The organism is Bacillus sp. 2D03, assembly GCF_003946765.1.
GTDB classification, from domain to species: Bacteria; Bacillota; Bacilli; order Bacillales; family Bacillaceae_G; genus Bacillus_A; species Bacillus_A cereus.
In genome coordinates this window covers 54,627-68,452 of record NZ_RPSJ01000011.1, presented here as the reverse complement: position 1 = coordinate 68,452, position 13,826 = coordinate 54,627, and the positions used below count along the sequence as shown (strand labels likewise).

Sequence of the window (13,826 nt, the reverse complement as noted above, 5' to 3'; positions counted from 1 at the left end):
TTAATAAACATTTTGCATTACCACTACTCTTTCAAAAAGATTACAGTTAAACAAATTATTGTATACACATATCATCTATGTTAAAGGAGAAAGACGATGAAAAAGTTATTTATTTCACTAACAGTTCTTTTCGTTCTTGTTATGAGTGCTTGTAGCAATGGCTCTACAGACAAAAAGAACGATACAAAAGGTAGTAAATCAGAAACAATTACATACCAATCTGAAAATGGTAAAGTAGAAGTGCCTGCAAATCCAAAACGCGTTGTAGTTTTATCATCATTCGCTGGTAACGTAATGTCATTAGGAGTAAATCTTGTTGGGGTAGATTCATGGTCTAAACAAAACCCACGTTTTGATAGCAAATTGAAAGATGTTGCTGAAGTATCAGATGAAAATGTTGAAAAAATCGCTGAACTAAACCCAGATTTAATCATTGGTTTATCAAATATTAAAAATGTTGATAAGTTAAAGAAAATCGCTCCTACTGTAACATACACTTACGGAAAAGTTGATTACTTAACACAGCATTTAGAAATCGGTAAGTTATTAAACAAAGAAAAAGAAGCAAAAACTTGGGTTGATGACTTCAAGAAACGTGCACAAGACGCTGGTAAAGAAATTAAAGCAAAAATCGGTGAAGATGCAACAGTTTCTGTTGTAGAAAACTTCAACAAACAGCTTTATGTATACGGCGAAAACTGGGGCCGTGGAACAGAAATTCTGTACCAAGAAATGAAATTAAAAATGCCTGAAAAAGTAAAAGAAAAAGCGTTAAAAGAAGGTTACTACGCATTATCTACTGAGGTATTACCTGAGTTTGCTGGTGATTACTTAATCGTAAGTAAAAACAAAGATACTGATAACTCATTCCAAGAGACAGAATCATATAAAAACATCCCAGCAGTAAAAAATAATCGCGTATATGAAGCAAACATGATGGAATTCTATTTCAATGATCCACTTACATTAGACTTCCAACTAGACTTCTTCAAGAAGAGCTTTCTTGGTAAATAATACAAACATGAGGAATTCTTAATTTAAGAATTCCTCTTCCTTTATTCTATGAACAGAAAAGATGTGAAACGAATGACAAAAGATCATGACAATCCACGTTCTATAGCTTTTACATACAAACTAATTTTAAGCTTAATTGCATTCTTTCTTATTTTTATGGTTGCAATGGTATTAGGTGCTGCAGATACTTCGATAAAAGATGTATGGTCAGCACTCACTTCCTCCGCTAAAGGAGACAAAATATCTATTATTCGAGAAATACGTTTACCACGTGAAGTTGCTGCTATTTTTGTAGGAGCTGGATTAGCCGTTTCTGGAGCAATTATGCAAGGATTAACACGAAATCCACTTGCGGATCCTGGATTATTAGGGCTATCTGGTGGAGCAAATGCTGCGCTTGCACTGACACTTGCTTTCAACCCTTCCATCAGCTATCTTTACTTAACATTAGCTTGCTTTATCGGTGCTGCAATTGGCGCAATTATGGTATTTGGAATTGGTATGGTGAAAAAAGGCGGCCTTTCTCCTCTTCGAATTGTATTAGCGGGTGCTGCAGTTTCAGCATTTCTACTCGCAATTTCAGAAGGAATCGGCATTTACTTTAAAATTTCACAAGATGTATCACTTTGGACTGCTGGTGGCGTAATTGGAACAACTTGGAACCAATTAAAAATTATTATTCCAGTCATTTCAATTAGTATCTTTATCGCTATCTTACTAGCAAAAAAATTGACAGTTCTTAGTTTCAGTGAGGAAGTGGCTATTGGACTAGGTCAAAAAATTATTGTTATTAAAACTATTTTATTTATCATTATTATCTTACTTGCAGGTGCATCTGTAGCGCTTGTCGGAAATATGGCATTTATCGGCTTAATGGTACCTCACATGGTACGCCCAATTGTCGGTCCAGATTACCGATTTGTTATACCGATGTCAGCAATTGCTGGAGCTTCCTTTATGCTACTTGCAGATACAATCGGACGTACTATTAACGCTCCATACGAAACACCAGTTGCGGCAATTGTCGCGATTGTAGGGTTACCATTCTTCCTATTCATTGTACGTAAAGGAGGAAAAACATTCTCATGATGCAATCTATTTTAAGAAAACAGCGTCTCATTATACTCGCTTTACTTATAGTAATCATCACAACCATTGTAGTTGGAATGGGACTTGGTTCAGCATCTTTATCTTATGATCGACTACTCCCAACATTAATGGGACAAGGGACGTTTAAAGAGGAGTTCGTTTTATACTCTTTAAGACTACCTAGAATTGTCATTACATTATTAGCTGGTATGGCTCTCGCTTTATCAGGTGCTATTCTGCAAGGGATTACCCGAAATGATTTAGCTGAACCTGGTATTCTTGGAATCAACTCTGGGGCCGGTGTTGCTGTCGCTATTTTCTTTTTATACTTTCCAATAGATGTAGGTTCATTTCTTTACTTACTACCTGTCGTTGGATTTATCGGAGCATTTCTGACAGCTGTTCTAATTTACGTATTTTCATATAGTAAATCAACTGGACTTCAGCCGGTGCGATTAACATTAACCGGTATCGGTTTTGCATTTGCACTATCTGGAACGATGATTGTCCTTATTTCATCCGCGGATCGTATGAAAGTAGACTTTATTTCAAAATGGATTGCCGGAAATATTTGGGGAGATGACTGGATATTCGTTTTAGCAATGCTCCCATGGTTAATCGTATTTATTCCGTTCGTTTTCTATAAAGCAAATCGATTAAACATTTTAGCATTAAACGAGCCCGTCGCAATCGGCGTTGGAATTGAAATTGAAAAAGAACGCAGATACTTATTAGTTGCAGCCGTTGCGCTTGCTGCTGCAGCTGTTTCTGTAACAGGAGGAATTAGCTTTATCGGACTAATGGCTCCTCATATCGCAAAATCTTTAGTAGGTCCGAGACATCAAATTTTCATGCCTATCGCCGTTTTAATCGGCGGATGGCTATTGCTATTAGCAGACACAATCGGACGAAACATCGTTGAGCCTAATGGCATCCCAGCAGGTATTGTCGTTGCTTTAATTGGCGCTCCTTACTTTATGTATTTGTTGCTTAAAAAAGCTTAAAAAACACCCTCAAGATTTCTTGAGGGTGTTTTTGTTTCATTCTACTGCTGCCCATACCCTTCAAACTTCTTCGCCAAATTCTCCATCTCATCTTCTGGCAATAGCTTTGGTTCCCCAATGCTTTTCGTTTGATAATAAATTTGAGCACAAAACTCAATCTCTTCTGCAACAGTAAATGCCATTTTTATATTATTTGCACCAGCAATTAAACCGTGATTTGCAAGTAGCACAGCACGACGATCAATCATGCCTTCAAAAGCAGCCTCTGCTAATTGCTTCGTACCAAATGTTTCATACGGTGCACAGCGCACATTCGGTCCTGCGAAAGCAATTAAATACGACACAGCCGGAAGCTCCCATCCTAATGATGCAATCGTCTTCGCGTAAGGAGAGTGTGTATGCACAAGCGCATTTATATCTTCACGCTTCCTATAGTAAATAAGGTGCATATCTAATTCACTTGATGGTTTTCTCTCTCCTTCTATTACTTCACCATCTAAGTTTAATATAACTACATCTTCAGGCTTTGTTTCATAATACTCTAAACCACTTGGGCTAATCGCAACAAGACCTTGTTCACGATTAAAGATACTAATATTACCGCCCGTTCCCTTTGTTAAACCACTAGAAATCATTTTCTTTCCATACGCTACAATTTCTTCTCTTTCTTTTGGTAATAACATATACATCCCCCTAAGTATGAAGCTTATGATGACTGACTTTTACATTTATCTACTTATTGAAATAGCTTTTTTAAATTCTCCGTAAACGGTGCCTTTACAATCCCTTTTTCTGTAATAATCGCTGTTACATTTTCATGTGGAGTAACATCAAATGCTGGATTATATACTTTACTTTCTTTCGGAGCTGAATATTGTCCGAAGCGATTAATCACTTCAGAAGCATCTCTTTCTTCAATCGGAATTTCTTTTCCTGTCGATGTCTTTAAATCAATTGTCGGCGTTGGTGCCGCTACATAAAACGGAATGTTGTAGTATTTCGCTAAAATAGATACGCCTAATGTTCCAATTTTATTTGCTATATCACCGTTCGCTGCCACACGGTCGCATCCAACAATTACAGCGTCAATCTTCCCTTGTGACATGACCATAGCCGCCATATTATCCGTAATGACAGTAACATCAATTCCCGCTCGCTGTAGTTCTAATGCCGTTAACGTTGACCCTTGTAATCTTGGACGTGTTTCATCCGAAAAGATTTTTAAGTCCCATCCTTTTTCTTTCGCTAAGTACATTGGAGCCGTCGCAGTACCATACTTAGTCGTCGCTAACGCACCAGCATTACAATGTGTTAATACTCCCATTCCATCATGGAATAATGTTAATGCATGTTCTCCAATTTGACGGTTAATTTCTTCATCTTCTCTATGAATCTCTTTTGCCTCTTCTAGTAATCTATTTTTCAGCTGTGAGATTGATAAATGAATATTATCTGTCGCTACACTTTCCATTCTTTCAAGTGCCCAAAATAAATTTACGGCAGTCGGTCTTGATGTCGCCAAGTATGTACATACCTTTCTTACTTCATCCATAAATCCTTCTTCCGTACCTTCAGCAAATTCCTTTATCCCTAAATACACTCCGTAAGCTGCTGAAACACCAATCGCTGGTGCACCTCGTACTTTCATTACTTGAATGGCATCCCACACACTTTCAGCTGTTTTAAAAGATTCATAAACAATTTCATTCGGTAATAACGTTTGATCTAACAAAACTAAAGCATCATCTTTCCACTGAATTGGTATTAATTGCTCTTCCATCATATTCTCCCCTTACTCCGCGTAGTGCATTGACTGTTCTTTTAACGTTGCTACAAAACTTGTACCCGTTCTATATTGATTCGCCCGTAAAATAAAACTCTTCGCTACTTGAAGACAAATTCGCTCCGCTCTAGCACGTGCTTCCTCATTCTCAATACAAGTAATATCTTTTACTTTCGCTAATCCAACAATACGGCGGATTAATTCAAGACCTGTCACTGCAGCTGTATCCTCTAATACAGATTGTAAATAGGCTTCGTTAAAGCCTTCTTCCTTCGCCATAATCTCGGTCACATAAATATCCCAAGCATCTAAAAACTTCTTCTTAAATAAATCAATTGCCTCTACCATCGTAGTTTGTAACCAATCCATATACGTATCTTTCTCAGCTCCAGGTGGCATCGTTGCATCTGCATTCACCCAAGCAAACATTAAATTCGCCATTACATTCCCAACGTCATATCCCATAGGTCCATAAAAAGCAAACTCAGGATCAATAACCTTTGTAGAATCATCTCTTACAAAAACAGAACCAGTATGTAAATCACCATGAAGCAATGCCTGTGCATTCGTCATAAAAGAAAATTTACGTTTCGCTACTTCCATACGAAGCTCTTTATCACTATAAATATGCTCCCTAATCCATCCCTCATTTAAAGGAAATAACTCATTACGCTTATTATGATTTGTAAATGGTTCTGAATATACGAGGTCCTCTGTAATCTCACATAATTCAGGATTTATATAATTCTTCACAAGTTCCTTCTTCTCTTTATGATTCATTACAACATCAGATGTTAATAAAAGTGTATTTACCATAAAAGTAGTTAAGTCGTCAGCAAGCTGCGGAAATATTTGATGATTTATAAGTGCTGTACGTAATATTGTGTGATTCGATAAATCTTCCATTACGCAACAGTTCATCACACTATCAAATAAATACACCTTAGGAACAAGTCCAGGTGCTAACTCATGCTCTAACTGCAAAACATCTGATTCTATACGAATACGATTCGTCGATAACTTAAACTCATCTGAAATGCGAGCTGTATCCCCAGCTTGCTTTACGATGACAGACATGTTCTCTTTTTCATCCCAAACGCGGAACACATAATTTAAATTGCCATCACCTATTTCTTTACACTTTAGCCCCTTTGCATGTTCAAACTTAGATAATTTCTCTTTCACATATGCAATCACATCGCTAGCTTCCATTAAAAAATACTTTGTGAACTTAGACATGGTTTCCCCTCCACACCAATTGTAAGCGTTTTCCAAAAGCTATAAAAAATAATAGGTTGAATTTTTTCATCCTATAAATATGTATTCTTCTTTTTGAAAGGTATATCTAGGTTTTATTATATCTTGTTAGCACTTTGAGTCAATGTTTCTAACTATCATCTCAAATATATACTTCCTAATTATATATTTGAGATGACAAAAATTGTTCAAAAAGATTTCGATTCATTTTATTTTATTTATCGCACAATTCTTTGTAAAATAGAAATAAGCAGTTCCTTTTCAAATACATAACTTCTAAGAAATATTTCCTTCCTAAGAATTTACACTTACACCATATTTCTAACATACACACTACTCTTTCAAACAATCATTGAAAATTTATAGACTTAAAGTTACCTTTCCATTCCCTGTTAGCCTTAATTGAGAATAAATATTAATTAAATTGGTATAAAGTTGGTTTATTCTCTTGACAAAATAACCACTTCTATATGATAATTAATATCGAATTAGAATTATTATAGTTAATTAAAAAATATATTTTATGAGCACACTATTTTTTGATGCTCAAAACCAACATTTAGGAGGAATTTTAACATGTTATTAATCGGCACAGAAGTAAAACCGTTTAAAGCTAATGCTTACCATAATGGAGAATTTATCCAAGTTACTGACGAAAGTTTAAAAGGAAAATGGAGTGTAGTTTGTTTCTACCCAGCTGACTTCACATTCGTTTGCCCAACTGAACTTGAAGACTTACAAAACCAATACGCAACTCTAAAAGACTTAGGCGTTGAAGTATACTCTGTATCTACAGACACTCACTTCACTCACAAAGCATGGCATGATAGCTCAGAAACTATCGGCAAAATCGAGTACATCATGATTGGTGACCCAACTCGCACAATCACTACAAACTTCAACGTTTTAATGGAAGAAGAAGGTCTTGCTGCTCGTGGTACATTCATCATCGATCCAGACGGCGTTATCCAATCTATGGAAATCAATGCTGACGGTATCGGCCGTGACGCAAGCATTCTTGTTAACAAAATTAAAGCTGCTCAATACGTACGTAACAACCCAGGTGAAGTTTGCCCAGCTAAATGGCAAGAGGGTTCTGCAACACTTAAACCAAGCCTTGACCTTGTAGGCAAAATCTAAGGAGTTCGATCAAAATGATACTAGATGCAGATATAAAAACACAACTATCCCAATACCTTCAATTAATGGAGAACGATATTTTACTTAAGGTAAGCGCAGGAGACGATAACGTATCTAAAGATATGTTAGCTCTAGTAGACGAATTAGCTACTATGTCATCTAAGATTACAGTAGAAAAAGTTGAATTAGAGAGAACACCAAGCTTTAGCGTAAACCGCCCTGGTGAAGACACTGGTGTCGTATTCGCTGGTATTCCATTAGGACACGAATTTACATCATTAGTGTTAGCTTTACTACAAGTAAGTGGACGCGCTCCAAAAGTTGAACAAAAATTAATCGATCAAATTAAAAACATTCAAGGCGAATATCATTTTGAATCTTATATCAGCCTAAGTTGTCATAACTGTCCTGATGTTGTACAAGCTCTTAACGTAATGAGCGTTCTTAACCCTGGTATTACACATACTATGATTGATGGCGCTGCATTCAAAGAGGAAGTAGAAAGCAAAGACATCATGGCAGTACCAACTGTTTACCTAAACGGCGAATCTTTCGGAAGCGGTCGTATGACACTTGAAGAAATTTTAGCTAAAATGGGTAACGGTCCAGATGCATCAGAGCTTTCTGATAAAGATCCATACGATGTTCTTGTTGTTGGTGGCGGCCCTGCTGGTGCAAGTGCAGCAATTTACGCAGCACGTAAAGGCATCCGCACTGGTATCGTTGCTGAGCGCTTCGGTGGTCAAGTAATGGATACTATGGGCATTGAGAACTTCATCAGCGTAAAAAAGACTGAAGGTCCTAAGCTAGTAGCAAGCCTTGAAGAACACGTAAAAGAATACGACATCGATGTAATGAATCTACAACGTGCGAAACGTTTAGAGAAAAAAGAACTTATTGAAGTGGAACTTGAAAACGGCGCTATTCTGAAAAGTAAGAGCGTAATCGTTTCTACAGGTGCTCGCTGGCGTAATGTTGGCGTACCAGGTGAAGCTGAGTTCAAAAATAAAGGTGTAGCATATTGCCCACACTGTGACGGCCCATTATTCACTGGAAAAGACGTAGCAGTTATCGGCGGAGGTAACTCTGGTATTGAAGCAGCTATCGACTTAGCAGGTATCGTTAAGCACGTAACTGTTCTTGAATTCATGCCAGAATTAAAAGCTGATGCTGTATTACAAGAGCGTCTTAACAGCTTACCAAACGTAACTGTTCTGAAAAACGTTCAAACGAAAGAAATCACTGGTACTGATAAAGTAAATGGTATTTCTTACATCGATCGTGAAACTGAAGAAGTTCATCACGTTGAATTACAAGGTGTATTCGTACAAATCGGTCTTGTGCCAAACACAGACTGGTTAGGCGAAACAGTTGAACGCGTTCGCGGTGAAATCGTAACAGACAAGCACGGCGCTACAAACGTACCAGGAGTGTTTGCTGCAGGTGACTGTACAAATAATCCGTACAAACAAATCATCATCTCTATGGGTTCAGGTGCAAACGCAGCTTTAGGTGCATTTGATTACTTAATCCGTAACTAATAAAAACAGGTGCCTTGGCACCTGTTTTTTATTACCCTAATGTATAAACTAAAAACCTCTCATTCCCATTCTTCTCATAAGCACCTGGCAATCTAACTTCTTTCTTCAGCTCAAACGCAGTCTGATTTTCTAAGAAGAAAATATAGTCCTCAGAAGGATAATATAAAATAATATCCACTTCTCTCCCCGTGTTTTCTACTGAAAGCAAAATGTTATTTACTACATTCATAAACACTTGCACAGAAAACGGATTAAAGAAATAAAACCTTTTATCATGTGGATCAATCTCATATTCCTGCGCTAAACAACATTGGAATTGAATTTTCCCCTTACTGTTTCGTGCCTTTCGGGCATAACGATCTCGATTATCCATCGCTTCTTTATAAAACTCTTCATTCATTTCAATTCCAACTGCTGATGCACCACATTTATGATGCATATAAAAGTTTAATCGCCCTTTTCCGCACCCAAAATCTACAATTCGGTCACTACTTTTTATTTCATATTGATTCAGTAACTCATCTAATCCGCTATACGGCGTCGGTTCATAACGGTGATAATGCATAGATTTGTTAAACCCTTTTTGCTCACCGACTGTTTTTATATGTAAAACTGCATCGTAATATTGTTCGTTCATTCGTTTTCTCCTATTAAAAAATGGTACTTATTATTATACACCATGTACTGGAGGCTCATTTTTCATCAAATTAATAGGTACGTGAAATTATATTAACGATTTTCTTAATATATCTATCGTAACTTCAAATATATCAACGATTTTCTCAATATATCTATCATAACTCAAAATATATCAACGATTTTTCAAATATATCGATTTACCGACAATTCACGACAAAAAAAACAGGAGCTCTTTAGCCCCTGTCTTCTAACACTTTCAATACAGTTTGTTTCAATATTTCTACCCCATCCATAATACAACTATGATCAAATCTCATATACGGATGGTGTAATCCAGGTTGTAGGTCTGCTCCTAGTCCAAGCATGACAGCTTTTAAATGTGGTCTTTTCACTGTATAGTAATGGAAATCATCGCTTCCTGTCGTATAGAGAGGCCCTGTGCATCTCTCTTCCCCATACACTTCGAGAATACCTTTACGCATAAAGCGCTCTGCTTCTTCGGAAACCTCTGCTCCTGGTGCAAGATCCATCCATTCGTATGAAGTTTTCGACCCCATCGATGCAGCTGATTCTATTACATGCTCAATCTTTTTCTTTAATTCTTCTAATAGTATATTACTCTCAGCTCTTACATCTAAACTGAAATGACCATTTCCTGGAATGATATTTAAATTATCACCACCTGCTTGGCATCTCGTCATTTTTACTGAATAGGAACTTTGCGGTGGCAGCCAAATATTTTTCAAACCGATATTAATCATGGAAATGACATCAATTGCATTCACACCTTGGTGTGGTCTTGCCCCGTGTGCATCCTCCCCATGAATCATACCCTCTAAAAATCCTGCTGCTCCATGGCGAATAGATGGGGCTGCTTGTTTCAAAGATAGTTCTTCAATTGGTCTTAGATGGACGCCAAATAAGAAATCAGCATCATCTACAGCACCTTTCTCCACCATCTTCAAAGCACCATTCCCCTTCTCTTCTGCCGGCTGAAAAATAAATCTAACCGTACCACTTTTCCATCTCATATTTTTCAATTGTAAAATAAGTCCCATTACAATGGTCATATGAGCATCATGGCCACATGAATGGTTCGCTTTAAATTCTCCATTTACTTCTTGCCAAAGTGCATCCATATCAGCACGGATCGCAATAACTGGATTCCCGCCTCCAATCTCAGCAATTACACCTGGACAATCATCAAATGTTCTATATGAAATTCCTTCTTCTTTTAAAAAGTCAGTAATATACGCTGTCGTTTCATATTCTTTCCAACTTACTTCAGGGTTTTCGTGTAAATACTGAAAAATCTCCGTTAAGCGCTCTTGTAGTTCTAATGTTTTCAACGTTCCAGTCTCCTTCCCACATTACAAACGATTCGGGTTAATTATATTTATGAAAAACAGATGTTTTTATGAACATATTGAATTTTAAGAAAAAAGTCAATTGTTTATTTTTAAATACTTAAAAAGCTTACTCCTCACCTATATTACAAACTAAACAAACAACTAGAACATTCCTTATTTTCTGTTTTTTGTGTTGACGCTTACATAAACTTTTAGTTATCATAACCTAATAAACGTCTATTTTACGACAATTCTAAAAATACAAACAAACATACGTAACAAGGAGGAACTTTATGAAAAAAGAAATACCTTTTGGAATAGCGCTTATCCCTATTATCATTACCGTTGCAGTTATGATGGTTACAATTGTTGTATTAAAACAAACCCCTCACGTTCCACTTATTATCGGTACAACCGTTGCTTCTATTGTCGCTTGGCGTTACGGTTACAAATGGAATGATCTTGAAGAAGCAATGTATAAAGGGATTCGTCTTGCATTACCCGCTATCGTCATTATTATTCTTGTCGGCTTAACAATTGGTGCTTGGATTGGCGGTGGAATCGTCGCAACGATGATTTATTACGGTTTAAAACTTTTAACTCCATCACTATTTTTAGTTTCCATTACCGTCATTTGTTCTATCGTTGCATTAGCAATTGGTAGCTCTTGGTCTACAATGGGAACAATTGGTGTTGCTGGAATGGGAATTGGCCTAAGTATGGGAATCCCAGCTCCAATGGTTGCTGGTGCCATTATTTCAGGCTCTTATTTTGGCGATAAAATGTCACCGCTTTCAGATACAACTAACTTAGCCGCAGGATTAACAAATACAGATTTATTCGCACACATTCGTCATATGTTATTTACTACAGTTCCAGGTTTAATTATTACTCTTATCGTTTACGCGGTCTTAGGAAGAAGCTTCGGCGCTAACAATATTGATGCGAAGAGCATCGATCAAACGTTACAAGTATTGCAACAAAACTTTGTTATCTCACCTTTCCTACTCATTATACCCGTAGTCGTTATGGTATTGGTCGCTAAAAAGGTCCCTGCCATACCAGCGATTCTCGTCGGTATTATTTTAGGATTTTTATCACAAGTCTTTATTCAAGGTGGTTCTGTCTCAGCATCTGTCGGTGCACTCCAAGCTGGATTTGTTATAGACACTGGAAACAAGCTAGTAGACGAACTATTTAACCGCGGTGGCTTAGATTCGATGATGAATACAGTCTCTATGACAATTGTCGCTATGACTTTCGGAGGAGTATTAGAACATACAGGTATTCTTCGCTCAATTGTAAATCAAATTTTAAAGTTAGCGAAATCAGCAAAAGGGCTTATCGCTTCTACTATCGCATCTTGTTTTGCAACAAACCTTACTTGCTCTGAACAATATATTTCAATTGTTGTCCCTTCAAGAATGTACGCAAATGCATACACGGAAAAAGGACTACATTCAAAAAACTTATCCAGAGCATTAGAAGATGGTGGAACATTAACTTCTGTCTTCGTTCCTTGGAATACGTGCGGTGTATTTATTCTCGCAACACTTGGCGTAGGTGCATTTGAATATGCTCCTTATGCTATTTTGAATTTCATCGTACCTATTATCTCAATCATTTATGGTATAACAGGCTTCACAATTGTAAAACTATCAGACATTGAAAAAGCAGAACTACTAAAGAAACAAAAAGCTCAACTAGAAGCTTAAAAATAGCGGTAAATTCAGTTCATATAGTGCGCGAGGTCGCCCTTGTTGATAGGGCATTTCCTCGCCGCAAATATGAGCATACCCGTAATCAACTAATTTCTTTAACAACCTTTCTGTCGATCTTCGAGTCACTTGTAAGTACTCAGAAAGGTCAGCTGCTGTAAACTTCAATGACGGGTGCGATTGACTAAATTGAATGATTTTTGACAAATTGGCCGGACTAAGCTTTGTTTCCTTCGCTATTTTCATTAGTTCCGGATTATCATTTTTCAAACTTTGTACTCTCTGTTCTTTCGGGAACGGACCAAACAAATCTTTATCACTTGTTAGTATATAAAAACAACGATCTATTGGATTGTTCTTTGCAAAACTTTGAGCAATTTTTGCATTTTGCTCCGCTTCTTTCACGGTTTTCCCATAACCAAATCCAATAGCTATCGTTCCTTCTACGCTCGCAAACAAGTTATCTATTGCATTTGTTTTAATAATTGATTCGATATCACCACGAGTTGTATACAAAATGCATGTCATTTCATCCACTTGTTTAAATGAACCACGTAGTTCTTTTGAAATGACATCTAGTTTTTCAAGCAAACTCGCTCGTAATTCTAAGGAAGAAATAATACAAGCACCAACAGTAGCTGAATAGCTTTTTGCTAACTCAGCTTTTATTTTTGCATCTTTTAGCCCATGTATAATGGATTGTGTTGGATCAATCATGCGCTCTGAAGGAACACCTATTTTTTGAAGCTCGTCGTAAACAGCGTGAATACTAGTTAAAGCTAAATGAGCTTCTCCAGATTGATATTTAGCTACATGAAAATCGATAACTCTATTTATCTCATCTTTACTCCACAGCATATTTTCATAATCCAACACTTGCGGACTTTCTTTTATACCGATATCATGGAACACATTTGTAATAAACGAGCGGTCTACTAAATCGATGGAAATGTTATGTGGTTGAATACTCTGATGATACATGATAGAAAGAATTGAAGATGCGACAGTTGTCTCGTCTTGCTGTAAGTATGTACTTGGAATTCGTAATTGTTCTCTTATTTCTTTTGCCATATAATAAGGTAAAGCACCTGAGAAAAAGATGACATCACAAGGCTTTAGACACTTTAATAATTCAGAAGATTCCGCCGGATGAAGGTAAATATATGGATCAATTTCTATTCCTTCTAATTTTTGAGCAATAGGAAAAAGGTTCTCCATAAACTCCTTTGAACCGACAACTGCAATTTTTATCATCATTTTCTCTAACTCCTTATCATTAATTAACGACTATT

12 protein-coding genes are annotated in these 13,826 nt (G+C 36.9%); 6 read left to right on the top strand and 6 right to left on the bottom strand.

The genetic code is table 11. The features are described from left to right. The first annotated feature begins 96 nt into the window (after positions 1–96). Genes EBQ15_RS22535 through EBQ15_RS22525 form a run of 3 tightly spaced genes read left to right on the top strand, consistent with a single transcriptional unit; the run spans position 97 to position 3,107 of the window. Complete coding sequence (locus EBQ15_RS22535) at positions 97–1,014, top strand: iron-hydroxamate ABC transporter substrate-binding protein (RefSeq protein ID WP_000732587.1); 918 nt, start codon at positions 97–99, stop codon at positions 1,012–1,014. 48 nt (positions 1,015–1,062) lie between these two features. After that, positions 1,063–2,103, top strand: coding sequence for a FecCD family ABC transporter permease (locus EBQ15_RS22530; RefSeq protein ID WP_001998969.1), 1,041 nt, complete (start codon positions 1,063–1,065; stop codon positions 2,101–2,103). Then, the gene (locus EBQ15_RS22525; protein WP_000983754.1) at positions 2,100–3,107 is read left to right on the top strand and encodes a FecCD family ABC transporter permease; all 1,008 of its coding nucleotides are present in this window, start codon (positions 2,100–2,102) and stop codon (positions 3,105–3,107) included. Before EBQ15_RS22530 ends, EBQ15_RS22525 begins: the two co-directional genes overlap by 4 nt. A gap of 41 nt (positions 3,108–3,148) precedes the next feature. Here the strand turns inward: EBQ15_RS22525 and EBQ15_RS22520 are convergent, their stop codons facing one another. Genes EBQ15_RS22520 through mtnK form a run of 3 tightly spaced genes read right to left on the bottom strand, consistent with a single transcriptional unit; the run spans position 3,149 to position 6,129 of the window. Next, the gene (locus EBQ15_RS22520; protein WP_000926291.1) at positions 3,149–3,790 is read right to left on the bottom strand and encodes an L-fuculose-phosphate aldolase; all 642 of its coding nucleotides are present in this window, start codon (positions 3,788–3,790) and stop codon (positions 3,149–3,151) included. A 53-nt stretch (positions 3,791–3,843) separates the two neighbouring features. After that, positions 3,844–4,890, bottom strand: coding sequence for an S-methyl-5-thioribose-1-phosphate isomerase (gene mtnA / locus EBQ15_RS22515; protein ID WP_001998967.1), 1,047 nt, complete (start codon positions 4,888–4,890; stop codon positions 3,844–3,846). 9 nt (positions 4,891–4,899) lie between these two features. Continuing rightward, positions 4,900–6,129 carry an S-methyl-5-thioribose kinase gene (gene mtnK, locus EBQ15_RS22510; RefSeq protein ID WP_000033254.1) on the bottom strand — a complete coding sequence of 410 codons (1,230 nt, stop codon included), beginning with the start codon at positions 6,127–6,129 and terminating at the stop codon, positions 4,900–4,902. Between the two features lie 594 nt (positions 6,130–6,723). Between mtnK and ahpC the strand changes: the two genes are divergently transcribed. Both ahpC and ahpF read left to right on the top strand, forming a co-directional pair. Continuing rightward, positions 6,724–7,287, top strand: coding sequence for an alkyl hydroperoxide reductase subunit C (gene ahpC, locus EBQ15_RS22505; protein WP_000924420.1), 564 nt, complete (start codon positions 6,724–6,726; stop codon positions 7,285–7,287). Between the two features lie 14 nt (positions 7,288–7,301). Continuing rightward, positions 7,302–8,828: an alkyl hydroperoxide reductase subunit F gene (gene ahpF, locus EBQ15_RS22500; protein WP_000599501.1), complete on the top strand. Its 1,527-nt coding sequence runs from the start codon at positions 7,302–7,304 to the stop codon at positions 8,826–8,828. Between the two features lie 31 nt (positions 8,829–8,859). On the opposite strand, the gene EBQ15_RS22495 is transcribed toward ahpF, so the two are convergent. Beyond that, positions 8,860–9,465: an SAM-dependent methyltransferase gene (locus EBQ15_RS22495; protein ID WP_001005613.1), complete on the bottom strand. Its 606-nt coding sequence runs from the start codon at positions 9,463–9,465 to the stop codon at positions 8,860–8,862. 235 nt (positions 9,466–9,700) lie between these two features. Continuing rightward, positions 9,701–10,816 carry a M20 peptidase aminoacylase family protein gene (locus EBQ15_RS22490; RefSeq protein ID WP_000853547.1) on the bottom strand — a complete coding sequence of 372 codons (1,116 nt, stop codon included), beginning with the start codon at positions 10,814–10,816 and terminating at the stop codon, positions 9,701–9,703. Positions 10,817–11,109: 293 nt separating this feature from the next. Between EBQ15_RS22490 and nhaC the strand changes: the two genes are divergently transcribed. Next, positions 11,110–12,531 carry a Na+/H+ antiporter NhaC gene (nhaC, locus tag EBQ15_RS22485; RefSeq protein ID WP_000711529.1) on the top strand — a complete coding sequence of 474 codons (1,422 nt, stop codon included), beginning with the start codon at positions 11,110–11,112 and terminating at the stop codon, positions 12,529–12,531. Here the strand turns inward: nhaC and EBQ15_RS22480 are convergent. Then, the gene (locus tag EBQ15_RS22480) at positions 12,520–13,791 is read right to left on the bottom strand and encodes a hypothetical protein (RefSeq protein ID WP_000972806.1); all 1,272 of its coding nucleotides are present in this window, start codon (positions 13,789–13,791) and stop codon (positions 12,520–12,522) included. The genes nhaC and EBQ15_RS22480 overlap by 12 nt on opposite strands. Positions 13,792–13,826 lie beyond the last annotated feature (35 nt).

Excerpts from the sequence above, each read along its gene's own strand:
- EBQ15_RS22535 (WP_000732587.1), top strand. The coding sequence starts at position 97 with ATGAAAAAGTTATTTATTTCACTAACAGTTCTTTTCGTTCTTGTTATG.
- EBQ15_RS22530 (WP_001998969.1), top strand. The coding sequence starts at position 1,063 with ATGAACAGAAAAGATGTGAAACGAATGACAAAAGATCATGACAATCCA.
- EBQ15_RS22525 (WP_000983754.1), top strand. The coding sequence starts at position 2,100 with ATGATGCAATCTATTTTAAGAAAACAGCGTCTCATTATACTCGCTTTA.
- EBQ15_RS22520 (WP_000926291.1), bottom strand. The coding sequence starts at position 3,790 with ATGTTATTACCAAAAGAAAGAGAAGAAATTGTAGCGTATGGAAAGAAA.
- mtnA (WP_001998967.1), bottom strand. The coding sequence starts at position 4,890 with ATGATGGAAGAGCAATTAATACCAATTCAGTGGAAAGATGATGCTTTA.
- mtnK (WP_000033254.1), bottom strand. The coding sequence starts at position 6,129 with ATGTCTAAGTTCACAAAGTATTTTTTAATGGAAGCTAGCGATGTGATT.
- ahpC (WP_000924420.1), top strand. The coding sequence starts at position 6,724 with ATGTTATTAATCGGCACAGAAGTAAAACCGTTTAAAGCTAATGCTTAC.
- ahpF (WP_000599501.1), top strand. The coding sequence starts at position 7,302 with ATGATACTAGATGCAGATATAAAAACACAACTATCCCAATACCTTCAA.
- EBQ15_RS22495 (WP_001005613.1), bottom strand. The coding sequence starts at position 9,465 with ATGAACGAACAATATTACGATGCAGTTTTACATATAAAAACAGTCGGT.
- nhaC (WP_000711529.1), top strand. The coding sequence starts at position 11,110 with ATGAAAAAAGAAATACCTTTTGGAATAGCGCTTATCCCTATTATCATT.
- EBQ15_RS22480 (WP_000972806.1), bottom strand. The coding sequence starts at position 13,791 with ATGATGATAAAAATTGCAGTTGTCGGTTCAAAGGAGTTTATGGAGAAC.